The 24192-nt window shown below is 72.0% G+C and carries 22 protein-coding genes; 4 read left to right on the top strand and 18 right to left on the bottom strand.

The window, feature by feature from the left end; translation table 11 throughout:
• Window positions 1–38: 38 nt before the first annotated feature.
• From OG858_RS43675 to OG858_RS43700, 6 genes are all read right to left on the bottom strand, one after another.
• Window positions 39–1193 (bottom strand): thiolase family protein, encoded by a 1155-nt coding sequence (locus tag OG858_RS43675; RefSeq protein ID WP_328543846.1) that lies wholly within the window; start codon window positions 1191–1193, stop codon window positions 39–41.
• The gene (locus OG858_RS43680) at window positions 1190–1618 is read right to left on the bottom strand and encodes a Zn-ribbon domain-containing OB-fold protein (RefSeq protein WP_328543845.1); all 429 of its coding nucleotides are present in this window, start codon (window positions 1616–1618) and stop codon (window positions 1190–1192) included. The genes OG858_RS43675 and OG858_RS43680 overlap by 4 nt, the downstream gene beginning before the upstream one ends.
• A 19-nt stretch (window positions 1619–1637) precedes the next feature.
• Window positions 1638–2756, bottom strand: a complete 1119-nt coding sequence (locus tag OG858_RS43685) for an acyl-CoA dehydrogenase family protein (protein WP_328543844.1) — start codon at window positions 2754–2756, stop codon at window positions 1638–1640.
• Window positions 2753–5374 carry a putative PEP-binding protein gene (locus OG858_RS43690; protein ID WP_328543843.1) on the bottom strand — a complete coding sequence of 874 codons (2622 nt, stop codon included), beginning with the start codon at window positions 5372–5374 and terminating at the stop codon, window positions 2753–2755. Before OG858_RS43690 ends, OG858_RS43685 begins: the two co-directional genes overlap by 4 nt.
• On the bottom strand, window positions 5371–6003 hold the full coding sequence (locus tag OG858_RS43695; protein WP_328543842.1) for a hypothetical protein: 633 nt from the start codon (window positions 6001–6003) through the stop codon (window positions 5371–5373). Before OG858_RS43695 ends, OG858_RS43690 begins: the two co-directional genes overlap by 4 nt.
• Window positions 6004–6097: 94 nt before the next feature.
• Window positions 6098–6934 (bottom strand): enoyl-CoA hydratase/isomerase family protein, encoded by an 837-nt coding sequence (locus tag OG858_RS43700; RefSeq protein WP_328543841.1) that lies wholly within the window; start codon window positions 6932–6934, stop codon window positions 6098–6100.
• Between the two features lie 121 nt (window positions 6935–7055).
• On the opposite strand from OG858_RS43700, the gene OG858_RS43705 reads away from it, so the two are divergent.
• Window positions 7056–8273, top strand: coding sequence for an acyl-CoA dehydrogenase family protein (locus OG858_RS43705; protein ID WP_328543840.1), 1218 nt, complete (start codon window positions 7056–7058; stop codon window positions 8271–8273).
• A gap of 21 nt (window positions 8274–8294) precedes the next feature.
• On the opposite strand, the gene OG858_RS43710 is transcribed toward OG858_RS43705, so the two are convergent.
• The gene (locus OG858_RS43710; RefSeq protein WP_328543839.1) at window positions 8295–9089 is read right to left on the bottom strand and encodes an ANTAR domain-containing protein; all 795 of its coding nucleotides are present in this window, start codon (window positions 9087–9089) and stop codon (window positions 8295–8297) included.
• An 84-nt stretch (window positions 9090–9173) separates the two neighbouring features.
• Here OG858_RS43710 and OG858_RS43715 point away from each other — a divergent pair, with 84 nt between their 5' ends.
• Entirely contained in the window at window positions 9174–9524 is a 351-nt protein-coding gene (locus OG858_RS43715; RefSeq protein WP_328543838.1) for a helix-turn-helix transcriptional regulator, read from the top strand.
• Window positions 9525–9736: 212 nt separating this feature from the next.
• Here OG858_RS43715 and OG858_RS43720 read toward each other — a convergent pair whose 3' ends face one another.
• The 3 genes from OG858_RS43720 to OG858_RS43730 form a co-directional block, all read right to left on the bottom strand.
• Window positions 9737–12199, bottom strand: coding sequence for a prolyl oligopeptidase family serine peptidase (locus tag OG858_RS43720; protein ID WP_319065831.1), 2463 nt, complete (start codon window positions 12197–12199; stop codon window positions 9737–9739).
• On the bottom strand, window positions 12172–13956 hold the full coding sequence (locus OG858_RS43725; protein ID WP_086748199.1) for an N-acetylglutaminylglutamine amidotransferase: 1785 nt from the start codon (window positions 13954–13956) through the stop codon (window positions 12172–12174). Before OG858_RS43725 ends, OG858_RS43720 begins: the two co-directional genes overlap by 28 nt.
• Before the next feature lie 242 nt (window positions 13957–14198).
• Window positions 14199–15380: a carboxylate-amine ligase gene (locus OG858_RS43730; RefSeq protein WP_086748198.1), complete on the bottom strand. Its 1182-nt coding sequence runs from the start codon at window positions 15378–15380 to the stop codon at window positions 14199–14201.
• A 383-nt stretch (window positions 15381–15763) separates the two neighbouring features.
• Between OG858_RS43730 and OG858_RS43735 the strand changes: the two genes are divergently transcribed.
• Both OG858_RS43735 and OG858_RS43740 read left to right on the top strand, forming a co-directional pair.
• Window positions 15764–17305 carry an AMP-binding protein gene (locus OG858_RS43735; protein WP_328543837.1) on the top strand — a complete coding sequence of 514 codons (1542 nt, stop codon included), beginning with the start codon at window positions 15764–15766 and terminating at the stop codon, window positions 17303–17305.
• A 292-nt stretch (window positions 17306–17597) separates the two neighbouring features.
• The gene (locus OG858_RS43740) at window positions 17598–18032 is read left to right on the top strand and encodes a cupin domain-containing protein (protein WP_086752676.1); all 435 of its coding nucleotides are present in this window, start codon (window positions 17598–17600) and stop codon (window positions 18030–18032) included.
• Between the two features lie 64 nt (window positions 18033–18096).
• On the opposite strand, the gene OG858_RS43745 is transcribed toward OG858_RS43740, so the two are convergent.
• The 8 genes from OG858_RS43745 to OG858_RS43785 all read right to left on the bottom strand — a co-directional run bounded on the left by OG858_RS43745 (window position 18097) and on the right by OG858_RS43785 (window position 24157).
• The gene (locus OG858_RS43745; protein WP_328543836.1) at window positions 18097–18888 is read right to left on the bottom strand and encodes a methyltransferase domain-containing protein; all 792 of its coding nucleotides are present in this window, start codon (window positions 18886–18888) and stop codon (window positions 18097–18099) included.
• Between the two features lie 170 nt (window positions 18889–19058).
• Window positions 19059–20000, bottom strand: coding sequence for a dioxygenase family protein (locus OG858_RS43750; RefSeq protein ID WP_319065836.1), 942 nt, complete (start codon window positions 19998–20000; stop codon window positions 19059–19061).
• A gap of 11 nt (window positions 20001–20011) precedes the next feature.
• Window positions 20012–21079, bottom strand: a complete 1068-nt coding sequence (locus OG858_RS43755; protein WP_086751777.1) for a maleylacetate reductase — start codon at window positions 21077–21079, stop codon at window positions 20012–20014.
• Between the two features lie 57 nt (window positions 21080–21136).
• Entirely contained in the window at window positions 21137–21733 is a 597-nt protein-coding gene (locus OG858_RS43760; RefSeq protein WP_086751775.1) for a nuclear transport factor 2 family protein, read from the bottom strand.
• Between the two features lie 82 nt (window positions 21734–21815).
• Entirely contained in the window at window positions 21816–22235 is a 420-nt protein-coding gene (locus OG858_RS43765) for an aldehyde dehydrogenase family protein (RefSeq protein ID WP_256960861.1), read from the bottom strand.
• A gap of 143 nt (window positions 22236–22378) precedes the next feature.
• Window positions 22379–22795 (bottom strand): nuclear transport factor 2 family protein, encoded by a 417-nt coding sequence (locus OG858_RS43770; protein WP_086751773.1) that lies wholly within the window; start codon window positions 22793–22795, stop codon window positions 22379–22381.
• On the bottom strand, window positions 22792–23211 hold the full coding sequence (locus tag OG858_RS48585; RefSeq protein WP_444875637.1) for a 2Fe-2S iron-sulfur cluster-binding protein: 420 nt from the start codon (window positions 23209–23211) through the stop codon (window positions 22792–22794). The genes OG858_RS43770 and OG858_RS48585 overlap by 4 nt, the downstream gene beginning before the upstream one ends.
• A gap of 64 nt (window positions 23212–23275) precedes the next feature.
• Window positions 23276–24157, bottom strand: coding sequence for a LysR substrate-binding domain-containing protein (locus tag OG858_RS43785; RefSeq protein ID WP_086751772.1), 882 nt, complete (start codon window positions 24155–24157; stop codon window positions 23276–23278).
• Window positions 24158–24192: the final 35 nt, after the last annotated feature.

Genomic DNA, 24192 nt, shown 5'->3' on the forward strand with positions numbered 1-24192 from the left:
GCGCTCACCAGGACCACGGCGCACGGCCCGGCCGCCCCTCACACCGTGAGGACCGAGCAGGCGCTGATCCCGGGTGCTCCGTACACGTGGGTGAAGCCCACCCGGGGAGCGCCCGGTACCTGCACGCCCGGTGCCCGGCCCTGCAACTGCCGTACGACCTCATGGAACTGGCGCAGCCCCGAGGCGCCCACGGGCTCCCCGCCGGCCAGGCAGCCGCCGTCGGTGTTGACCGGTATCCGGCCTGTGGGATCGGTGTCCCCGCGGGCCAGCAGCTCTTCCTGTTCGCCGTGCCCGCACAGCCCGGTCTCCGCCAGGTGGATCAGCTCCGAGCCGCTGTCGGTGTCCTGCAACTGGGCGACCTGGACGTCCGCGGGCCGCACACCGGCCGTGCGGAAGGCCGCCTCGGCCGCGTCGACGCTGGGGCTGTGGTGCGGGCCCGGCGGCAGCCAGGGCGAGAACACCTCGAACGAACCGAACCGCCGGGTGCGGAACGCCAACGCCGCCAGTTTGACGGGTCGTTCGCACAGGTCGAAGGCGCGGTCGCCGAGCGCCAGCACGAGCGCCGCCGCGCCCTGTCCCGGTGAGCAGAACATGTACTGGGTGAGTGGTGGACTGACCTCGGCGGAGTCCAGGATCTCCTGCTCCGTCAGCGGCTTGCGCCGCCAGGCCAGGGGGTGGTGCGAGCCGTTGCGGAAGGCCCGCGCGGCGACTGTCGCCAGCGCCCGCTCGGAGATCCCGTGCTCATGCAGGTATCGCTGCGTCTTGAGAGCGAAGAACTGGGTGGTCAGCATCATGCCGGTCTCGGCATACCAGTCGCCCAGACCGTAGCGGGCCGCGGAGACGTGGAACGCGCCCCGCTCATGCTTGTCGAACCCCACCGCCAGTCCCAGTGACGCCTCGCCCGCGCGCAGCGCGTTGGCCACCGCGAGCACGGTGGAGGTGCCGGTGGCGCAGCCGTTCTGCACGTTGACGAACGGCACACCGGTCAGGCCCAGGCGGCCCACCAGCGTGTCGGGCTTGCCGGACACGTCGGAGCCGCCGGCCGCGTAGCCGATGTCCTCCCAGGAGACCCCGGCGTCGGCCAGCGCCTCGCGTACCGCCCGCTCGGCCATGTCCATCCCGGTGACGGTCTCGTCGCGGCCGAAGCGATGCATTCCGCATCCGACGACGTAGACGTCCTCGCTCCGGCTCATCGCTCCCCCTCCCCGTCCGGGCGGAACGCGAAGGTCAGGACCTCGGTTCCGTCCTCGTCCTGATACGCGGGCACGGTGGTGAGCCGTACCGGCAGCCCGATCCGTATCCGGGTGCGGGGAACCGCCAGCCGCGCCTCGATCAGCACCTCACCGAGGTCCACATAGCCCACGTGGTACGGCCGGTGGCCGTCGGCCGGAGGCCGGTAGGGCGGCTTCGGCGGGAACGCCTGGAGCGTCCACGACCACACGCGCCCGCTCACCGGCAGCACGTGACCGGACATGGGCCCGTCCGAACACCTCGGGCACGAGTCCTGTCGGGGGAAGACGACGGTGTCGCACCTGGAGCAGCGCGCACCCGCGAGCCGCGGTGGGGCCCCGTCGGCCCCGTCGTCGAACAGCGAGTCGTCGATGAGTCGGGTGGTCATACCGGTTCCGCCTTCCACGTCACCAGCTCAGCAGCCCTGCCAGCCGTTCCCGGTGGTGTGCGGCGCCGCCCAGCAGGACGGCGTCGGACTGGGCCCGCCGGAAGTACAGGTGTGCGTCGTGTTCCCAGGTGAAGCCCATGCCGCCGTGCAACTGCACGCACTCGGCGGCGACGGACACGAAGGCCTCACAGCACCACGCCTGGGCCACCGCCGCCGCTTCGGCCAGCGCTTCGGCCGAGCCGGCCGCCCGTACGGCGCGCGTCACCGCCGAGCGTGCGCCCTCGACCTGGAGCAGCATGTCGGCGCAGGTGTGCTTGACCGCCTGGAACCCGCCGATCGCCCTGCCGAACTGCGTACGGTCCCGCACATGGGCCACCGTCATGTCCAACGCCGCCTGAGCGCCGCCGAGTTGCTCGGCGGCCAGGGCGACCAGGGCCACGTCCAGGGCCCGGGAGACGACATCCGCCCCCTCGCCGCCGGCGGTCAGTGCCCGGGCCCGCGCGCCGGAGAGGGTGACCACCGCCTGGCCCCGGCTGAGGTCCAGGGTGGTGACCCGGCGCACGGTGACCCCCGGTCCCCGCGGGTCGACGAGGAAAAGGTCCACTCCGTCGGCTCCGGCGGCGGCCACCACCAGCGCCATGGCATCGGCGCCGTCGAGTACGAACGGCGCGGTGCCGTCGAGGACCGGGACCCCGCTCTGCCAGGAGACGGCGACCGGCACGGCATCGGGCCGCCAGGCCCCGTCGGGCGCCGATACCGCCAGTGCGTGGACCGTGCCTTCGGCCAGTTCGGCCAGCGCCTTGTCGGCCGTTCCGCAACCGGCGAGCACCTGTCCGGCCAGCACGGTGGAGGACAGCAGCGGTACCGGTGCCAGCGTCCTGCCCAGTTCCTCGCAGACCACGGCGATCTCGGAGAGACCGCCGATGCCTCCGGCCGGCTCGGGCAGCCCGAGGGCCGCGAGGCCGACCTGCCGTCCGAGGGTGTCCCACAACGCGGCGTCGATGCCGGGGGAGTGCTCGGGCAGCCGGCGCACCGTCGCGGTGCCTCCGGCGTCCGCGCACACCGACCGTACGGTCTCGCGCAGGTCGTCCAGTTCGGCGTCCGACAGGGCCGGGCCGCCGGTCACGGTGCTCGTCATCGTGTGCTCCCGCTGCCGCTCTCGTCATGCCGCCCGCGTCGGGCACTGTGCGCGGCCGCCATCCGGGCCACCGGCACGCGGTGCGCGGAACAGGAGACGTAGTCGAGGCCGAGGTCGTCGCAGAAGGCGATCGACTCCGGATCCCCGCCGTGCTCTCCGCACACGCCCAGCTTGATACCGGGCCGCACGCTCCGTGCCCGCTCGACGGCCAGGGCGATGAGGGCGCCCACCCCGTGCGGGTCGAGCCGCGCGAAGGGGCTGGCCGTCAGGAGGCCGCGCTCCTGATAGGTGGCGAGCACCTGGCGCTCGACGTCGTCCCGGGAGAACCCGTAGGTCAGCTGGGTGAGGTCGTTGGTGCCGAAGGAGAAGAACTCCGCGTGTTCGGCGAGTTCACCGGCCAGGAGCGCGGCCCTCGGGGTTTCGATCATCGTGCCGAGCCGGTACGGGACCTCCACACCGGTGCGGGCGGCGACCGCCTCGGCGGCGCCACGCACGTACGCGGCCGCGGCGGCCAGTTCCTCCGGCAGGCTGACGAGCGGGATCATCACCTCCAGCTCGGGCCGGACCCCGGTGGCCGCCACGTCCGCCCAGGCGGCGAAGAGCGCCTCGGCCTGCGCCGGGTAGAGCCTCTCGTGCAGCAGCGCCAGCCGAACCCCGCGCAGCCCGAGCATCGGGTTCGCCTCACGCAACGCTGCGGCCCGCTGCTCCTCGGCCGCGTCCAGGGCGTGGCCGGGGGCGGGCAGGAACTCGTGCAGCGGGGCGTCCAGCAGGCGCACGGTCACCGGGCGGTTCCCGACCGCGGCCAGCAGAGCCCTGAAGTCCTCGTGCTGAGCGCGCTCCAGCGCCACCAGCGCCTCGTGGCGGGCGGCCGGGTCGGCGGCCAGGATCACCCGGCGGATCAGCGGCAGCCGGTCGCCGAGGAACTGGTGCTCCGTACGGCACAGCCCGACACCCTCCGCGCCCAGGGCGAGGGCGGTGTCGACCTCGGCGGCGGTGTCGGCGTTGGCCCGCACACCCAGCCGGCGCATGTCGTCCGCCCAGGCGAGCAGGGTGGACAGTTCGGGCGGCGGGCCGGCCACACTGACGTTCAGCGTCCCCGCGTAGACGGCGCCGGTGCGGCCGTCCAGTGAGACGGGGTCGCCCTCGCGCAGCAGCCGCTCCCCGATCCGCACCGTTCCGGCGGCCCGGTCCAGGCGCAGCCCCTCGGCGCCGCACACCGCGGGCTTGCCCGCGCCCCGCGCCACCACGGCGGCGTGCGAGGCGATACCTCCACTGCCGGTCAGTACGGCGACGGAGGCCAGCATTCCCGGCACGTCCGCCGGGGTCGTCTCCTGCGCCACGAGCACGACAGGGGTGCCGTCCGCACCCAGTTCGAGGGCCCGCTCACTGGACAGCACGACCACACCGGTCGCCGCGCCGGGGGAGGCGGGCAGCCCCTTCACCAGAAGTTCCTCGCCGCCGGTCAGCCGGAGCTGGGGGTGCAGCAGTTCCTGCACCTGCGCGGGGCCGATACGCAGTACGGCCTCCTCGGGGCCGAGTGCGCCGTCCCGTGCCAGGTCGGCGGCGAGGCATACCGAGGCCCGCAGCGGCGGCCGTTGCTGCGCGGAGGCGGCGAGCAGGGAGATCTCGTCGTCGCGTACCTCGAAGTCGACGGAGACGGGCGCGCGCAGATGACGTTCGAGGGTGAGGAGGGAATGCTCCAGCAGAGCCGTTCCGCCCGCGAGGCGGTCCAGCGGTTCACCGGTGTGCGGTGGTGGGGCGCTGCGCCGCACCCCGCGGAAGAAGGAGCCCTGAGGGGAGAGACGGCCCGTCTCGGGATGGCGGCTGACCGCCGTGCCGTAGCCCGAACGGTCGGCCGGGCCGATGCGCAGCGCCTGTACGTGCAGGGCGACACCGAGATCGGCGGGGAGCCGCTGCGCCTTGCGGGATCTCCTCGCTCGCGGTGAGTCCCACCGTACGAGAAGGGCGCGGGCGGCCAGGGCGAGCTGCTGGGCCGGGTCGTCGGGGAAGGGCTGTGAGCCGTGCCGCGCGACCAGGGACAGCAGCGCGTCGACCCGTGCCCGCGGCTCGGGCGTGTCGAGGAGGACGTCGTCGAGCACCGCGCCGGGTACGTCGAGGGCGTACTCGGCGATCATCCGCACGGTGGCGGCCCACACCTCGTACAGGGCGTCCGCGCGTCCGATGACGGCGCACAGACCGTCGGCTCCCGTGGAGGTGACACCGAGACAGGCGAGGTCGGGCGGCAGTCCGGCGATCTCGGTCGGGGCGCTCGCCGACAGGCGCAGGAGCAACGGGCGGCCCGTGTCGCCGATCCGCCGTCCCGACAGCGCTTCGATCAGGTCGACGGCGGCTCGGGCGGTGCCGGGTTCACACAGCGACGCGGCGGCACCGGCCGGCACGGTGAGCCCCGGGACGACCGGCAGTCCGAGGGCCACCAGCCGGTCCATGGCCGCGCCGTGGGCGCCCAGTTCGCCGGCGTCGAGCCCCCGGATTCGTCCCTGGCCGTAAGGCACCAGGAGGCGGCCCGGGGCTTCGGAGGGTGCGAGCGAGGCCTCGGAGGATGCGAGGGGGGCCTCGGACGGAGCGAAGTGGCCCGGCTCGCGGTCGGTGACGCTCAACCCCGGCTCCTCGTGACCAGCTCCTCTTCCCGGACCTCGTCCTCGGCCCGGCTGATCCCGAGCACGAGCAGCAACTCCTGGTGCAGCCGCATCCACACGGTGTGGTAAGAGTCGCACAGCGGCGAGGCCAGCCACTTCACCTCACCGTCGTCGAAGCGGTCGAGGGCTTCCTCCAGCTCGGTCAGATACCGCCCGCTGCCTTCGAGCGCCTGTTCCAGCCTGCGCAGCACGGGCTGGATGGCCTCGTGCACGTCCTCCAGCGACTCGCGCACCCCGGCGTCGTAGACGCTGTCGGAGTGGTCGTTGGCGGTTCCGTCGGGCCGGCACTGCCATGCCGTGCACACCTCGCGGATCTTCCTGTTGACCGGCAGGAAGGCCTCGTACGCCTTGGTGATCTGCTTCTCCCTCGCCGATCCCTGCGGGATCCGCAGGATTCCTGCGGCGGTGGCCTTGGCCCGCTCGGTGGGCAGCACGAGCGGACCCTTCACCATCGCCAGCCCGGTGTCGACCAAGGGGCGGTGCTCCGATTCGGGCCTGCCGCGCCACATGCCCCGCAGAACGAGGTCGACGACGGCTTCGGTGAGCGTCTCGTCGGGAGCGCCCGGAAGGTCCACGGGAGCAGATTGCATCGCCACACCTTTTCCCCGGTTCTGTGGTGACCGGTTCCTCGGTTCTGTGTTGCCCGGAGGTTACGCTCCGGCGGGCCTGTTAGTGAAGAGGGATTCAAGAAACACTTTCCGGTTCCCCGAGCCGGAGCCGACTGTCGACCGTCCGGGCGCGGCCCCGGGCGGCGAGGAACGACGCCATCCGTTCCTGTGCCTCCGGCCCGTTCGCCAGGGCGGCGATCTGCCGCGCCTCCTCGGCGAGGTGGGAGCCCAGCGCGGACCCGTCGAGGCCGCGCAGCAGGTTTTTCGCGGCGCGCAGGGCGTCACCGGCGCCGGCGGCCAGCCCGGCGGCGGTCCGGTGCGCCGCCGCGTCCAGTTCCTCGTCATCGACCGAGCGGGAGACCAGACCCCACCGTTCGGCGTCGTCCCCGGTCAGGACCCGGTTGGTGAGGATCAGGTCCGCTGCCAGCCGGGGACCCACCAGGCGCGGCAGGAACCAGGACGCTCCGCAGTCCGGCGTGAGCCCGACGTCCGTGTACGCCAGCCGGAACCGTGCGGACCGGGCCGCCAGGACGATGTCGCCCACGAGGGCGAGACCGACCCCGCCACCCGCGGCGGCGCCGCGCACGGCGGTGACCACCGGCACCGGCAGTTCGTGCAGTGCCTGTATCGCGGCGTGCGCGGCGGTCGCCACGGCATGCACATAGGCGCCCGTCCCGTCGCCGAGACCGGCGAAGGCGCGCAGGTCACCGCCCACGCAGAAGGTCCCGCCGGTCGCCCGCAGCAGGACCGCGCCGCCCGGGTCCGCGGCCACCCGGGCCGTCGTGTCCCGCAGTGCCTCGGCCGTCGCCAGGTCCAGGGCGTTGCCCCGCCCGGGATCGTCCAGCCGCACCTCGACGACTCCGTCGGGGTGGCGGACGACCCGCACCGGCTCGGGGTTCACCGAGTTGCTCATAGGACGTCTCCCCTGCCGTCTTCCCGTCGCCGGGCTTCTCACGGCAAGATACTAAAGACGCTATACAGTTTCTAGAACGCGGCGGGACCCGATGCCCGTACGCCCTTCGGCGGGAGGCCCCGTGCCCATCCAGTTCGACGTCGACCCGACGGTCGCCCAACTTGCCGCGTCCACCTCCGCGTTCGTACGCGACGTGGTCATCCCGGCCGAGCGCGCGTGCGGAGGGTCCGTCCACGACGCCCCCGAGGACCTGCGGGAGGCGCTGCAGAAAGGCGCTCGTGACGCGGGTGTGTTCGCTCCGCACGTGCCGACCCGGTGGGGCGGGCACGGACTCGACCTGCGCGGGCAGGCGCTGGTCTTCGAAGCCGCGGGCTACTCGCTGCTGGGCCCCCTGGCGTTGAACTGCGCGGCCCCGGACGAGGGCAACATGCACCTGCTGGAGAAGGTGGCCACCGAGGACCAGAAGGAGCGCTGTCTTCGCCCACTTGCCGCCGGCGAGGTGCGGTCCTGCTTCGCCATGACCGAACCGGCCCCCGGCGCCGGCGCGGACCCCCGGTCCCTGCGGACCACCGCGACCCGGATTCCCGGCGGATGGCGCATCGACGGGCGCAAGTGGTTCATCAGCGGGGCGCGCGGCGCCGGCTTCGCGATCGTCATGGCCCGCACCTCCGGCAACCCCGGCGACCCGGGCGGCGCCACCATGTTCCTGGTCGACGCGGGCACTCCCGGCATGCGCATCGTCCGGGACATCGAGACCCTGGACGAAGGGCTCTTCGCCGGGCACAGCGAGATCGTCTTCGAGGAGTGCGTGGTGGGGGACGACCAGGTGCTCGGCGAGGTCGGCCAGGGCTTCGCGGGTGCCCAGGTCCGGCTCGGCCCCGCCCGGATGACGCACTGCATGCGCTGGCTGGGAGCCGCGCGGCGCGCCCAGGACGTCGCGCTGGAACGGGCGGGCAGTCGCACGGCGTTCGGCTCCGTCCTCGGAGACCTCGGCATGGTCCAGCAGATGCTGGCCGACTCCGAGATCGACATCGAGGCGAGCCGCGCCCTGATCCTGCGCACCGCTTGGGAGCTGGACACCGGCTCCGCCGCCGCCGCGCAACTCACCTCCGTGTCCAAGACCTTCGTGGCGGAGGCCGTGAACCGGGTGGTCGACCGGGCGGTGCAGATCTGCGGAGCACTCGGCATCTCGGCCGCCGACGCCCCACTGGCCCGTCTGCTCAGGGAGGTGCGCCCCTTCCGGATCTACGACGGCCCGTCGGAGACACACCGTTTCGCCATCGCGCGACGCGCCGTGCGGCCGTACCGACAGCCGAACGCGGGTGCCACCGGCTCATGAAGGCGGCGTCGACGCCGAACGTCAGCCGCGACCGTTCTGCGCGTCGCGTGCGGCCGTGACGCGTGCCGCGGCGGCGGTCAGCTGTTCCTTCGTGAGGTGCGGCAAGGGGTCGCCCGTGACGGAATCCACCAGTTGCCGAGCCGTTCGGTGCAGTTTGGTGTTGGTGTTCTGGGACGTCATCACCAGGGCTTGCCAGGCTTCCTCGGGAGAGAGCGTGAAGACGGCCATGAGGATGCCCCGCGCGAGATCGATGGTGTCCCGGGTCTGCATGGCCCGCCGCAACTGCACGACCTCGACACGTGGATCGGGCTCGGGGTCGTCCGGCCGTGACGTGGGCGGCTCGGCGTCGGCCGCGCCGTCCTCCTCGCCCGAGGTGTCGTGCGAGGTGAACAGCGACAGGGTGTCGGTGAGGGTGAGGATTCGCTCGGCCGCCGGACTGATGTCGCGGATGACGGCCGTTTTGGCATGGTCCAGGGCCTGCCGGCGGATGCTCAGCAGGGTGTTGAGTCCGGAGCAGCCGCAGAATTCGACGCTGCTGAGGTCCAGGTCGATGCCGTGATCGGAGCGGGTCAGCGCCGAACGCAAGGACCGGTGCAACTGCTGATCCGTGGCGAGCTCAAGGTCGCCGCACACCGTGACGACCATCCGGTGACCGTCGGGGCGGCTGTGGATCGTGAGGTTCGGCAGACGCTGCGCATCGGCGAGCCCCGCCGCTCTCGCGCAGCCGTCGGCCTCACTGATCCCGGACTGTGATGGCTCCCGCATGGCCGTCTCCCCGGTGGCGTGCTCGCGGCGGTCCTCCGGAACCAGGTTCACCCTCGCGTCAACATACGTCAAGTGATACAGGAACTCTGATTCAGGTATTTATAAGCGTGAACTGGCAGGCGTAAGATCTGGTCCATGGCTGGAGCACCGGAACCCCATGCGGGGTGGACGTTCATCACGAACCATGCGCGGGTACTGGCAGCCATTGCCGAAGACCAGACCGTGCGCGTGCGTGACATCGCCGCCCGCTGCAGACTCACGGAGCGTGCCGTCCAGAAGATCATTTCTGATCTGGAGCAGAGCGGTTTCCTGTCCCACACGCGCGAAGGGCGCGGCAACACGTACCGGATCGCGCCGGGCACGGTGCTCCGTCACCCTGCGGAGGCCGGGCTCACGGTGGCTGCTCTGCTCACTCTGCTCGCCCGCGTCGACACCGGTCGTGCCGCGTCGCCCGAGGGCGGACCTCCCGTTGACGAGGAAGCCTGAGCACTCCTGGGCGCCGGAATCGACGCAGCCGGACAGGGGTGCGCCGCGAGCCGACGGCTCCTGCGTTTCCCACCCGGTTACCGGCGGGGGCCGGAGTGGAGGCGGCGTACAGGGCGTACGTCGTTCGTTGAGCCGGTCCTGCCGACACGCGGTACCACCTTGGGCGGCGGCCCACGCTCACCGTGCGCGTGCCTCGTCGTTGCCGGCCGGTGTCACCCGGCGATGTGCCGCTGGATCCAGTCGGCGGCGGTCCGGCGGAAGAGCTTTCGGCTGTCCGCGCGGAGGAAGTCGTGGCCCTCGTCGCGCAGCATCAGCAGTTCGGCCTCCAGACCGCGCTCGCGGGCCGCGCGTACGAACTGCTCGGACTCGCCGAGCGGCACATTGGTGTCGTGTTCACCGTGCACCGCGAGGACAGGAACGCGCAGTGCGTCGACGCGGGTCATCGGGGAGAGCGCGCGCAGCAGCTCACGGTCGATCTCCGGATGGCCGTACTTGTGCGCGGCCGATTCCGCGATCCACGGCTCGGTCCCGGCGTAGAAGGTCGCGAAGTCGGACATGCCGCAGGCCGCGACACCGGTGCGGAAGAGGTCGGGGTGCCACACCAGTGAGGCCATCACCAGATAGCCGCCGTACGAGCGGCCCATGACGGCCAGCCGCCGCGGATCGGCGAGACCGGACACGACGACATGCGCCGCGCAGTCGGCGACGTCCTCGATCGCGGCGAACCGTCCCGTGGCGAGGTCGGCGTCGACGAACGAGCGGCCGTGCCCCGACGAGCCCCGCACATCGGGAGCGAAGACATCGAGCCCCCGGCCCAGCAGCTCGTGGTAGAGCGGATTGAACACCGGACGTTCCTGCTCCTCCGGCCCGCCGTGCAGATGGAGCACGCAGGGCGCCGGCACACCGGGGGCCCGGCCGGGCGCCCTGTAGTACCAGCCGTTCAGCGGCAGCCCGTCGCGTGCCGTCAGCCGCAGCGGTACGGGGCGCACGGGCGGACGGCCGGGCGGGACGGCGTCCTGGTCACGGGACGACCACTTCGTCCGTCGTGCGGCGCCGTCGGAGAACCACCACACACCCGGGCGGCGCTGCGAGCCGGACAGGGCCAGCACCAGTTCCGCCCGGCCGCCGACCTGCGGGATACGCGTCACCACCTCGTGCGGCAGCGACACCGTCTGCCGCGAACCCACCCGCGCGTCCCCGGCGGATGCCGCCGTGACGGCGGTGACCTCCAGCTCCGTGGCTCCCCGCACGTTCCAGGCCAGCGCCGCGGTGCGTCCGTCGTGGCCGAGGGCCAACAGTTCCAGTCCGCAGTCCGCGCGCTGCGCGGCGACGGCCAGCCCCAGCCGCTCCCCTCCGGAACCGAGGCGGACGGCGAACAGCGCGGCGAACTCGCGTGCCGCGTCGCTGCGCAGCCACAGCGTGGTGCCGTCCGGGGAGAACCGGCCGATCCACGGATCACCGTCGGCGACCGGCAGGGCGAAGGTGGTCCGCAGATCGGTCGTACGGACGACGAGCGCTTCGCGGCGGCCGCGTGGCCCCCGGCGCAGAAGTGCCAGCCGTCCGTCCCGGCTGATGTCGCACACGCGCAGGGTGGCGGCGCCGCGTTCCACGGCCAGCAGGGCGGGGGCCGCGACACCCAGGGGATCGACGAGGTAGGCGGCCAGCCCTCCGCCGGCAGTCGCCTGCGGAGCCGTCTCGCCGCCTTTCGCGCCGGGGGCCCGAGTGCCCCGCACACCACCGTCGACCTCGTCGTTCGCGTCGGTGCGTGCCGTGTCCGGCACGTGCGACGGTCCGGCCCCGTGCACGTCCGTCTGATCCTGAGGGGTCCTGTCATCCTCCCTTCCCTGGGCTTCCCGGGCATGGGCGGCGGGACCGGCATCGCCGTAGTACGGGCCGCCCAGCAGCACGGCCCGGCCGTCCCGGGCGGCCCAGCCCGTCGGACGGCGGGCGGTGTACGTGCGCGGATCGGCGAGGCCCGGCTCCGCAGGAGCGGGCCGCTCCTCCGTCTCGGCCTCGCCCGGTGTGAGAACCGGCTCCGCGACGGTGACGGCGACGGCCGACCCGTCGTGCTGCCAACAGCCCAGGTACGCGGAGCTGCCGGGCTCGGCGCCGGCGAGGACGCGGCGCCCGGTTCCATCGGGGCGTACGCACAGCACCCGGGTGTGTTCGCCGCCGCCCGGGGCGGTCGTGTAGGCGATCCAGCGACCGTCGGGCGACCAGGCCACCTCTTTGACCGGATGGGGATCGGAGTCCAGCAGATGGACCTCATGTCCGCCGACCGGGCCGCTCCACAACTGCGGCACCCCGCCGCGGTCGCAGATGAACGCGACGTACCTGCCGCTCGGGTCCACCGACGGATACCAGCAGCCATGGGACTTCAGTGGCTGCGGTGTGTCCAGCGGCCCGGCGGTGTCGGGCAGCGCGACCGGTGCCGGAGCCGTGGAGGCCGCCGTCGGGGTGACGGCCGTCCCGGCGCGACCGCCGACCGCCCCTGCCGCCACCGCGGAGGCGGTGCCATGGTCCTCGGTGCGCCACGGCACCCCGTCGGCGACGTCCTCGCCGGCGGGGGCGTGCGAGGGGGCGCCCGTCAGCGGATACGACAGGGACTCCGTCGCCGGACGCGGGGGACGGGTCCCCTGCGCCCCGGTCAACTGATTCCGTGGGTTTGCAGCCATATCTCCAGCAAAGCTACCTGCCACAGCGCGTTCGCCCCACGCCTGGTGCGGTGCTCGTCCGGCCCCGACAGCAGCCTGGCCACGTACGCGTCCTGGAAGACGCCACGTGACCTGGCCTCGGGCGCCGACAGTGCCTCACGGACCCGCCCCAGCACGGGGCCCGCCATGTGTTTGACGGCGGGGACCGGGAAGTAGCCCTTGGGCTGGTCGACGACCTCCGAGGGCAGGACCCGGCGTCCGGCGGCCCGGAGGACCCCCTTGCCGCCGTCGGCGAGTTTCAGCTCCGGCGGGCAGGCCGCGGCCAGCTCCACGAGGTCGTGGTCGAGGAACGGGACGCGGGCCTCCAGCCCCCAGTCCATGGTCATGTTGTCGACGCGCTTGACCGGGTCGTCGACGAGCATCACCTCGGTGTCGAGCCGCAACGCCGCGTCGAGCGCCGTCTCGGCACCCGGGCGGGCCATGTGCTCCCGTACGAAGCCGCCGGACACGTCGTGATCGGGCAGCATGTCGGGCCGCAGAATCCCGGTGAGGTCATGGTGGGACCGATCGAAGTACGTCTCGGCGTACGCCTCGGGCGCCCGCTCCCTCGGGACGGCGGCCATGTCCGGATACCAGTGGTAGCCGGCGAAGACCTCGTCGGCGCCCTGACCGCTCTGGACGACCTTCACCTCCTTCGCCACCTGCTCCGACAGCAGATGGAAGGCCACCACGTCATGGCTGACCATCGGCTCGCTCATCGCCTCGATCGCCGCGTCCAGCGCCGTCGACACCCGGTCCGAGGGCACCATCAGCTGGTGGTGGTCCGTACCGAAGTGCCGGGCGACCAGGTCGGAGTAACGGAACTCGTCGCCCTCCTCACCGCCCTCGGCCTCGAAGCCCACACTGAACGTGGCGAGATCACGCTGGCCTTCGTCGGCCAGCAGCGCCACGATCAGGCTGGAGTCGAGGCCGCCCGACAGCAGAACGCCCACGGGTACGTCGGCGACCATGCGTCGGCGTACGGCGGTGCGCAGCGCGTCCAGCACCGCGTCCCGCCAGTCGTCCGCGCCCAGATGCTCGTACTCGGGCGAACGGGTGTACGGCGGTTGCCAGTAGCGGATGTCGCGGTGGCGGCCGTCCGGCTCCACGACGCGCACGGTGGCGGCGGGCAGTTTGCGTACGCCGGCGAGGACGGTGCGCGGCGCGGCCACGGTGGCGTGCCAGCTCATGTACTGGTGCAACGCGACCGGGTCGAGCGAGGTGTCGACGCCGCCGCCCGCCAGGAGCGCCGGCAGCGAGGACGCGAAACGCAGTCGCCCCGGCGCCTCTGCCAGGTACAGCGGCTTGACGCCCAGCCGGTCACGGGCCAGCACCACTCGCCCGGTGACCTGCTCGACGATGACGAAGGCGAACATCCCGTAGAAGCGGTCGACGCAGGCGGTTCCCCACTGCTGGTACGCCTTGAGCACCACCTCGGTGTCGGAGCCGGAGAAGAAGCGGTGGCCGAGACCACGCAGCTCCTCGCGCAGCTCCTTGTAGTTGTAGACGCACCCGTTGAAGACACCGGCGATCCGCGCCGCGGGGTCGGCCATCGGCTGGGCCCCGTACTCGGACAGATCGATGATCTTCAGCCGGCGGTGCCCCAGCGCGACGGAGCCCTGCGACCACAGGCCCCTGCCGTCCGGTCCCCGGGGAGCGAGACGGTCGGTCATGCGCTCCACGGCCGCCAGGTCGGGCCGTCCGCCGTCGAACAGGATCTCGCCGCTCAGACCGCACATCAGGCCGCACCCCCTCGCAGAGGGCTGCAGCCTGCCGTGCCCGGAGGCGGAGCCGTAAGCGAGCACGAGCCGCTCGGTTTCGCATTCGTGTCGGTGCTGCTGGGCATGCGAGCCACTCTCCTTGATCACGGGCGGCACCGCACCACGGGCGGACGACGGCCTCTCCGTCCAGCTTCTCCGCGCCGAGGCGTTCTGTCGCGGGCAACGACCGGTGCCTGCCTTTCTGCATGACCGCCTGGGTGTCAGCCGCCGAGGGTCCCCACCGAGTGCGGTGCCGGGGCCCCGGGCGGGGCTGCCTCGGCCACTGCGACGGGTACGGTCTGGGCGGCGGGGCTCCGCCTGCGCCCGCCACGGGTCTCGGCGGCCATCGTCTCGACGCAGGCGGGCAGACCCTCCTGCTCGGCCACCTGGCGCAGGCGGTGCGCCGCACTGCCCCGAGCCAGCGCCTCGTCCGTGAGCGCGCGCACGGTGTCCCAGTCGCCGAAGGCTTCCAGGGTCGGGCGCAGCCGTCGGAGCATGCCGCGCAGGACGGTGGGGGCGGGCGCGGCGAGGCGGGTGGCCGGGTCGACCAGGTCGCCCTCCAGGCCCGCCCGGGCCGCCCGCCAGACCGCCGGCCGAAGCCATTCGTGCCCGCCGGCACAAGCCCGCCCCGACTCCTCCAGCCGACCCCGGGCGTCCTCGACCAGGGCGCGGAACAGCCCGGTGATGAGCACGACCGTCTCGGGACGCGGGCAGGCGTCGCAGATCCGCAGTTCCAGGGTCCGCTGATGCTGGCTCGGCCGCATGTCGTAATAGATCATTCCCGGGTCCTTGATCACGCCGGAGCGGATCAGGCCCTGGACCGCGGCGTCGTACTCGGCGGCTCCGGCGAAGCAGCCGACCGGCCCGGCGGTGGGCCAGCGCTGCCACAGCATCGTGCGCCAGCTCGCGTACCCCGTGTCGGCGCCGAGCCAGAACGGTGAGCTGGCGGACAGCGCCAGCAGCGGGGGCAGCCAGGGCGAGACGGCGCACATGATCCGCACGGCCGTGTCGCGATCGGGAACGTCGACATGGACCTGTGCGCTGCACACCAGATGCTCGTCGGCGACCTGCCGGTACTCGTCGGCCATGTACCGGTAGCGGAAATCGGGCGTGGTGTCACCGGACACCACCCGCGCGAACGGCACGGTCCCGGCCGCGACGACGGCCAGCCCCAACCCGGAGGCCGCGGCGTCCAGCCGCCGCCGCGCCCCGGCCAGATCGGTGTGCAGGGACTCCAGCGAGGCGTGCACCCGGCTGTTCCACTCGACCGCCGACCGCTGCAGCTCGTTCTTGAACTCGGACCCGTTCAGGTGGCCGAGAACCGCACCGGCACCTGGCACCAGCCGCCCGCTCTCCGCGTCCAGAACATGAAACTCTTCCTCTACGCCTATACGAACGGTCACGGCTTCTCCCTCATCCGTTACCCGAAATCGCCTGCCGGGCCGGAGCCCTGCCGACGACCGCTGCGCACTTCGAGTTCCCGACAAATGGCCGAATAAGCCTCACCCATGTACTTCTGTCACTCGCGCACGGCACTGTGCGGGCGACCGCAGCTCGCCTTCGGCGTCCTTGCCGTGGCCCGGCGGGCCGGAGGCCGCCGTCGCTGCACCGATCGACATGTTCCCGCTCAGTGTGCGAGGCCTTGCGCGAGGCGGCAACACCTGGCGGGCCGCCGCGGCTGTCAAGGTCGGACGTACTCGATCAGGTGGCGTGCGCGCCCGGTGGGCGAGGAACAACTCGTACGAACGCAACTCGTACGACGCACAAGGTAGGGGAGTGAAGAGGAATGCGCGTTCCGATGACCATCGCCGACTTCCTGGACAGGGCGGAGCTGGGTTTCGCCGACAGTCCAGGTGTGATCGACGAGCCGAGTCAGCCCGCGGCGCCGGTGGCGCCGTCGACGTACGGACGGTTGGGCGAGCGGGTGCGGGCCTGGCAGGCGGGGCTGGACGCGCTGGGGGTGGGGGAGGGTGAGCGGGTGGCGGTGGTCAGCCACAACTCGGCCCGGCTGCTGGAGCTGCTGTTCGCGGTGCCGATGAGCGGACGGATCTGTGTGCCGGTCAACTTCCGTCTGAAGGCGGAGGAGATCGAGTACGTCGTTCGGCAGAGTGGCGCCTCGGTCCTGCTGGTCGACCCCGAGGTCCGGGAGACGCTCGCCGACGTCGAGGTGGCTCACCGGTTCACGCTGGGGGAGCAGACCGAGACGGAGCTGATGCGTTTCGGTGTGGAGCCACGGCGCTGGTCGAGCCCGGACGAGGACGCCACCGCGACGATCAACTACACGTCGGGAACGACCGCACGGCCCAAGGGAGTTCAGCTCACGCACCGCAACATCTGGGTGAACGGGCTGACCTTCGGACTGCACACACGGGCATGGGAGCGGGACGTGTACCTGCACACGTTGCCGATGTTCCACTGCAACGGCTGGGGGATGCCGTTCGTGATGGCCGGGCTCGGAGCCAAGCAGGTGGTGCTGCGCAAGGCCGACGGGGCCGAGATCCTGCGCCGGGTGGACGAACACGGCGTGACGCTGATGTGCGGCGCGCCCGCGGTGTGGAACTCGGTGCTCGACGCGGCGGCGGACTGGGAGGGCCCGGTGCCGGGGCGCGACCGGGTACGGATCGTGTGCGCGGGAGCACCGCCGCCGAGCCGGATGATCCAGCGGGTCGGGGAGGAGCTGGGCTGGGAGTTCACCCAGATCTACGGCCTGACGGAGACCTCGCCGCTCCTGACGTTCAACCGCGCACGGCCCGAGGACGAGGCGCTGCCGGGCGAGGAGCGGGCCCGGAAGCTGTCGCGAGCGGGTCTGCCGGCGCTCGGCGTGAGGCTCCAAGTGGCGGAATCCGGTGAGGTGTTGGCGCGGTCGAACGTGGTCCTCGACGGCTACTGGGAGAAGCCCGAGGAGACGGCGGACGCGTTGGAGGACGGCTGGTTCCACACGGGCGACGGCGGGACCGTCGACGCCGGGGACGGACATCTGACGATCTCGGACCGGAAGAAGGACGTCATCATCACGGGTGGCGAGAACGTGTCGTCGATCGAGGTGGAGGACACGATCTTCAGCCACCCCGGGGTGGCGGAGGTCGCGGTCATCGGAGTGCCGGACACCAGGTGGGGCGAGACGATCAAGGCGCTGATCGTCCTGGCCGGGGGAGCGGCGGTGAGCGAGGCGGAGATCATCGCGCACTGCAAGGAACGGATGGCGGGGTACAAGGCGCCGAAGAGTGTGGAGTTCCGGGACGCCATCCCGAGGACGGCGACCGGGAAGATCCAGAAGTTCAAGCTGCGGGAGCCGTACTGGTCCGGGCGTGACCGGGGCGTCAACTGACGTGCCGGCCCGTGTGCCCCGGCCGGCTCAGCCGTCGCCGCGTTCCAGAAGGAGACGCACGAAGTCGCCGACCGGCCCGATGATGTCGAGTTCCTGGTCCAGGACCCACTGCAACTGGAGGCCGTTGAGCACGGCGTGGAACCCCGGACTCGGCCGGACACCCGACGACGAAATCGCGTCCACTTTCGGCGGGACGCGTGCGGATCTTCGGGATTCGCTCCCCAACAGCCCCTGCGGCACCCTATGTTCACGGCGCCAACCGCTCTCGTCCCCGCCTTGCAGGAGGCCCCGTATGCGCCGCACGCTCCGCACCACCGTCGCCGGGGTGGTGACCGCCGCCGCACTGGTGGTGGGTGGCACCGCCCATGCCACGCCCGCGGGTCCGGGGGTCTCGGGCCGGGTGATCAGCCAGAGCACAGCGAACGGCACGGACTACATCCTGCGGGAGGTCACTATCCCGCCCGGCCAGGCCACCGGCTGGCATTACCACGACGGACCGCTGTACGGCGTCGTCAAGCAGGGCACCCTCAGCCACTACGACTCCACCTGCGAGACCGACGGCGTCTACCGCACCGGCGACACCATCCAGGAACCCGCCGGAACCGACTACGTCCACATCGGCCGCAACCTGGGCGACACCCCGCTCGTCCTGGTCGTCCTCTACGTCCTCCCGCACGGCGCCCCGTTCTCCGAGGACGCCCCGAACCCGGGCTGCTCCTTCGAGTGACCGCCCGGCGGACGGCCGGGACCACGGATGGCGCCGGCCCTGTCGGCGCGCAACGGCCAGGTGTTCAGGTGCGGCGGCCGACGGCGATGTAGGTGTTGCCGAAGAAGCGGAGGCCGGTGATGGCCTGTTCGGCCTGCTGGAACGCCTCGTCCCAGCGGGAGATGTCGCCAGGGGTGACGAGGCCTTCGGCGAGCAGGGCGTCGCGGGCGGCCCAGGCGGGGCCGCGCATGCCGGGCGGGGGTGTCATGACGTTGATGTGGCCCTCGTAGGCGACGACTTCGAGGCCGGCCGCGGTGAGGAGTTCGTCGAGCCGGGTGCCCACGGCGAGGTCGTTGCCCCGGCGTCGGTGCAGCTGGTGATAGCGCTCGCTCATCTCGTCGTACGCGGCGGGCGCGCCCCGCAGTCGGAAACCGGTCGCGTCGATGTCGACGAGGTACACCGTGCCGCCGGGCCTGGCCAGTTCGGCGAGGTGGTCCACGATCGGCTGCTCCCGGCCGCCGTTGTGGGCCAGGACGTGCCGGAGCATCACCACGTCGAACGTACCCTCGGCCAGCGCGGTGGCGTCGGCGGAGCCGGTGGACGTGTGCACGGGGACGCCCGAGCGTTCGGCGAGCGCGGCCGCGACGGCCAGCGCGTCACCGTCGCGGTCCACCGCCCATACGCCGCCGCCGGGGGCGGCGATGTCCGCCAGCCGCACCGAGAGCGCGCCCGGACCGCACCCCACGTCCGCGATCCGCGCCCCGGGCACCACCCCGGCGGCCGTCCACAGCTCGCGTTCACGCCGCTCGGCGATGTCGGCCATGAGCCGGTAGCGCGCGATCTCCGAGTCGTCGAGGGTCAGTGAGTAGTCGGCCACGGGGGTCCCTTCCACGGTGCGTCGGTGGCTCATTGTGGTCGGCGGGGATGCTGTCGCAGACCATGACGCACAGGGTGTTCCGCCGGTTGACGGAAGCGAGGTGGTCGCTGTGGAGGGGCCGGTCGGAGGGGTCGGCCGATCCGGGGAGCGCGTCGGAGCGGCGAGCGCCTTCACACACCCACGGGCGCGAGGACGATGTCGAAGCGCACCCGGCTCCAGGTGCCGTCGACGACGCTGCCGTCGGGCGTCGGCGCGTCGGCGGCCCTGCGCTCGAAGCGTTTGATCAGGGAGTCCTTCACGCCGAAGACGGTGTCCTTGCGGCCGATCGGGTCGCCCTCGGGGAAGATGTGCGTCACCAGCGTCCGCGCGCTCTCGTGGGACACCATGAAGTGCAGGTGGGCGGCGCGCAGCGGGGAGCGGCCCACCGCGTCGAGCATCTTGCCGACGGGGCCGTCGTCGGGGATGGGGTACGGCGTCGGGGTGAGGCCCCAGAAGCGGTAGCCGCCGTCGGCCCCGGCGAAGAGGTGCGCCCGCGCGGCGCGCTTGGCGGCGTCGTACTGCACGTCGTAGAGCCCGTCCTCGTCCGCCTCCCAGACCTCGATCCGCGCGCCGGCGAGCGGGTTGCCGTCGGTGTCGGTGACGGTGCCCCTCGACCCAGCAGGGCTCGCCGGGGGCGCCGAAGGCCATGTCGTCGCCGAGTGCGATCTTGGGGGAGTCCTCGACGAAGAAAGCGGCCCGAAGACGGTCGCTTCGGTGGCACCCCTGTAGGCCTGGTTGTTGACGTTGATCGTCTGCATGCTGGCGCTGAGGGTGTCGGACAGCAGGATGAACTCCTGCCGGACGCCGTCGGTGATGTGGCCGGCCTTGGCCAGGAAGTCGCTCGCCGCTCCCCACTCCTCCTCGGTCAGCCGGACCTCGCGGACGAAGGAGTGCAGGTGCCTGACCAGGGAGACCATGAGTTCCCGCAGTCTCGGGTCCCCGCAGGCGTCGAAGGAGGCCACGACGGTGTCGACGAGTTGCTGCTCGACCGCCCGCTGCTCCGGCGACACCTCGCGGTGGACCGTGCCCTGGGAACCGGCCTGGGCCGACCCGGGGTTGACGTAGGTAGCCATGACGGCCTCCTTCAGTTGATCGGGTCGCCGGCCCACGCCGCCTTCAGCATCGCGGTCAGGTTCTCGGCGGTGACGGGCGTGGGGTTGTCGGCCGGGATCGCCTTCATGATCGGCCCCAGGGCCTTGGCGATGCCGTCCTCGGGCATGCCGTGGTCACGCAGCGCCCTCGGCGCGTCCAGTACCTGGCGCAGGGCTGCCAGGCCGGCGCTCGCGGTCCGGGTGGGGAAGACCGCGCCGAAGGCCTGGGCGATACGCGCCTCCGCCTCGGGGGCGTGCGGGGCGTTGAAGGCCAGCACATGGGGGAGGACGACCGCGTGGGTCTGCGCGTGCGGGAGGTTGAACATGCCGCCGAGGACGTGACAGATCTTGTGGTGCATCCCGGAGCCGGCCGAGGCGAACGCGACAGCGGCGAGATAGGCGCCGTACAGCGTCTGCTCGATGCCCTCGACGCTCGTCGAGTCGTCGGCCACCGCCGACAGGCCGGCCGCCAGGGCGCGGATGCCCTCCTGGGCCAGCACGCGGTCGATGGGGTCGGCACGTGGTCCCCACATCGAGTCCACGCAGTGCGCCAGCGCGTTGAGGCCGCTGGCCACGGTCATCTCGCCGGGCAGCGTGGTCAGCAGAGCGGCGTCGTACACGATCGCCCGGGGCAGCACCTCGTTGTCCACGCCGGTGGTCTTGGTCTCGCCTTCGGTCAGGCCCCATACGTTGGTCGCCTCGGAGCCGGCGTACGTGGTGGGTACCGCGACGATGGGCAGCCCCGTGGTCATCGCCACCGCCTTGGCCAGACCGGTGGTCGAGCCGCCACCGACGCTGACCAGGACGTCCGCGCCCGCGTCGGCCGCCGCCCGACGGGCTCGTCGGGCGACCTCGACGGGCACGTGCATCACGACCTCCTCGTGCCGCAGCACGACCGGGATCCCCTTGGCGATCGGGTCCGCCAGTTCCTTCTCACGGTCCGACGCGATCAGCATGACCCGGGAGGCGCCGAGCGCCTCGACCTCCGCCGCCACGGCGACGGGCGACTCCCCGGCCGCGAACACCACCCGCTGGGGAAGGGTCTCGTGGGCGAACCTCATCACTTGCTCCTTGCTGGGTCTGCGGCCGGGTCGACCGCCTGTGGGTGACGGCGGGCGTCAGGCACCGGCCAGCCATTGCGTGCCTTCGGAGTAGAGCCGCTCGACCGCCGTTCCGGTGAGGCCGGGAAGCCCGTCCTTCACGGTGAAGCCCGTCCTGGTCTGCAGGTAGGCCAGGTGCCGATAGCCAGCGGGGAACCGGTTGAGGAGCCCGGGATCCAACGTCAGTGAGGCGGCCGGGTCGACGACGTCGAGCCGGTCCTTCTCGTAGATCGGCTGTCGGCGCACGAGGGTCCAGCGTCCCTCGTGGCGGGAGAGGAAGTCGTAGAAGCGGCCGGTGCAGACGACGTCGACCTCGACGCCGTCGATGCTCGCGCGCTGGTTGATGGTCATCTTCGTCTGGGCGACGGCCCGGTCGCCGGCGATGTCCGCGGTGTGGCCGCCCAGGAAGTGGAGGATGCTCACCCCGTTGTCGAAGCCCTCACGACTGGCCTTGATGAAGTCGGTGGCGCTTCCCTGGAACCAGGTGGCGCTCATCCGGCCGTCGTGCGGATGCCAGACCGTGGCGAAGCGGCTCCAGTATCCGGCGTCGCGCCACAGCGCCCAGTTCTCGATGAGCCGGCGGATCTCCTGGCGGTCGTCGTCGGCGTGCGACATGGTTCGATCTCCGATTCGGTCTCTGTGAACAGCCGGTTCCTGCTGTGGGGCGAGGCCCCGAGGGCGTACGGCGCACGCCGTGTCATGTGCGCCGTAGCGACTCGTCGCCCGGGCGCCTCGTCGCCGCCGCCTCGACGAACATGCCCTTGGCGACGTGCACGTTGAAGCCGCACCAGGGGAGGGTGGCGCCCATCTCGCGGCTCATCGTGGCGACGATGTCGTCGGTGCGCTCGCCGAGCAGGACGGCCGCACGCTCCAGAACCGTCCGCCGGGCGGCCGGCGGAAGGCCCGACCACTCCGTGAGGGCGGCCGCCGCCGCGTCGGCCGCGAGGTTCACATCCTCGACGGAGGCCGCCGCGACCCGCGCGATCGGTTCACCGGTGAGGGCCTCGGTGGTTTCGAAGTAGCGGCCGTCCCTGGCCGCGACGTGCTCGCCCGCGATGAGGAGGTCACTGGTCCGGACCGTGCCGGACGCGGGTGCCTCGGTCTCAGTAGCTGACATGTGTTGCCCTACTTCCACAACAGCGGCGATCGCCGCACGAACCGTCTGTGCCGAACTCTCGGTGGTGGGCGTCGCGCACTGAACCCTCTTGTCCATTCATCGAACAGCGCGGTGAGGGGGCATGCGGTCGGCCGTCCCGGATGTCAGATCGGCGGAAACCGCCTGCCCATGACCATGTGCGCCAGGCGCCAGCCCTCCGGGGCCTCCTCCCAGACCTTCGTCACTGTCTCCTGCATCGGGAACGGCGGGAGGTTCTCGTCGAGGACGGTGTGCATCTCGTGGAAGCACGTGGTGATCGCGGTGTTGCCACGCACCGTGATCTCGAGCTCCGTGGCCTTCGCGGAGACGGAGCGGCGGCGGGCCACATGGAAACGGGCCCAGGTCTCCCGGTCGTCGACCGTTCCGACCGGGCCGTGGACGACGCGGCTGTCGTCGAGCATGAGGGGGATCAACGCCTTCTCGCCCTCGACGAGAGCCACGATCCATGCGGCCTCTGCCTGCTCGATCGCCTGGACGGCGTCGGTGTTTGCGTCGGTGGTTGCGTCGGACGTGGTGGTCATAGGTTCAGCTCCAGAATCGGTGAGAGTGCTCGGGACGAGCACGTGGTGAACATGCCGTCGGCGCGTTCACGATCGGTCAGGACGTCGTCGCGGTGGTCGGGCTCTCCGGCGAGTACGCGCACGATGCAGTCGCCGCAGATGCCCTGCCGGCATGAGTAGGGGGCGTCGACGCCGCCCGCGAGCAGGACGTCGAGGACGGTCTCGCCGTCCTTGATCTCGTACTCGCCGCCGGCGGCGTGCCGATCGTGACGGCCGACGGCGAGGTCATCGGTGCCGTCGGCGTGGGCGGGGCGGACGACGTCACCGACGACCGCATCGCGCAGCAGGCCCGCGATTCCGTGGCGAAGATCGTCGCGTAGGCACGCTGTCGCCCGAGAGGGCGCGGCGCGACCGGGGTGAACAGCGCCTGGGCACACGACGAGCGGTCTCCCCGGCGGGGCGTGCCCTGCGAAAGCGGCTCGTCCGGCTTCGGCGGACGTCTCAGAACATCGCCTGGATGATCCCCACGGTGCGCGCCAGGTGCGGCTCGGCGCGGTCGGCGCGGTGGGCCACCGCCAGCTCCACGCGTGCGTCGGCCCCGGCCAGCGGCAGGTAGGCGACGCCGTCGAGCGTCAACGCCGTCACGGGCTCGGGCACGACCGCGATGCCGAGGCCGCCGGCCACGAGCGTGACCAGCGTCGAGGTCTCGCCGACCTCGTGGCGGATGTGCGGCTCGACACCGGCGTCGCGCAGGAGGCCCAGGACGACGTCGTACATCACCGACCGTCGGTCGGCGGAGTGCACGATCAGGTCGGTGCCGGCGAGGTCCGCGACGCGCAGCCGTGAGCGGCGGGCCAGCGGATGGTCGACCGGTACGGCGACGACGAGCCGGTCCCGGCGCAGCGTGCGCACGGTCAGGGAGAGGTCGGCGACCGGAGGGCGCAGGAGCGCGACGTCGATCGTGCCGCTGCGCAGAGCCTCGACCTGGTCGGGCGCGAGCATCTCGCCGCGGAAGGAGAAGTCGACGCCGGGAAGCTCCTCCGCGAGCCGCCGCGAGAGCGCCGGCAGCAGGCTGTACGTCGCCGAACCCACGCACCCGATCGCGAGGTGGCCGACCGTGCCGGCGGCGACGCGCCGTGCGTGGTGGGTGGCCTCGTCGACGTCGGCGAGGATCGCGCGCGCCCGCTCCAGGTAGGCCCGGCCGGCCTCGGTGAGGTCGACGCGGCGCGTGGTGCGGTGGAGCAGCTCGACCCCCAGCTCGGTCTCCAGCTGGCGGATCTGCTGGGAGAGCGGCGGCTGGGCCATGTGGAGCCGTTCGGCGGCGCGGCCGAAGTGACGCTCCTCTGCCACCGCCACGAAGTACCGAAGATGACGCAGATCCATATGCCATTTATATCAATCGGCTTGGATATGCATAC

The organism is Streptomyces europaeiscabiei (assembly GCF_036346855.1).
Lineage (GTDB): Bacteria > Actinomycetota > Actinomycetes > Streptomycetales > Streptomycetaceae > Streptomyces > Streptomyces europaeiscabiei.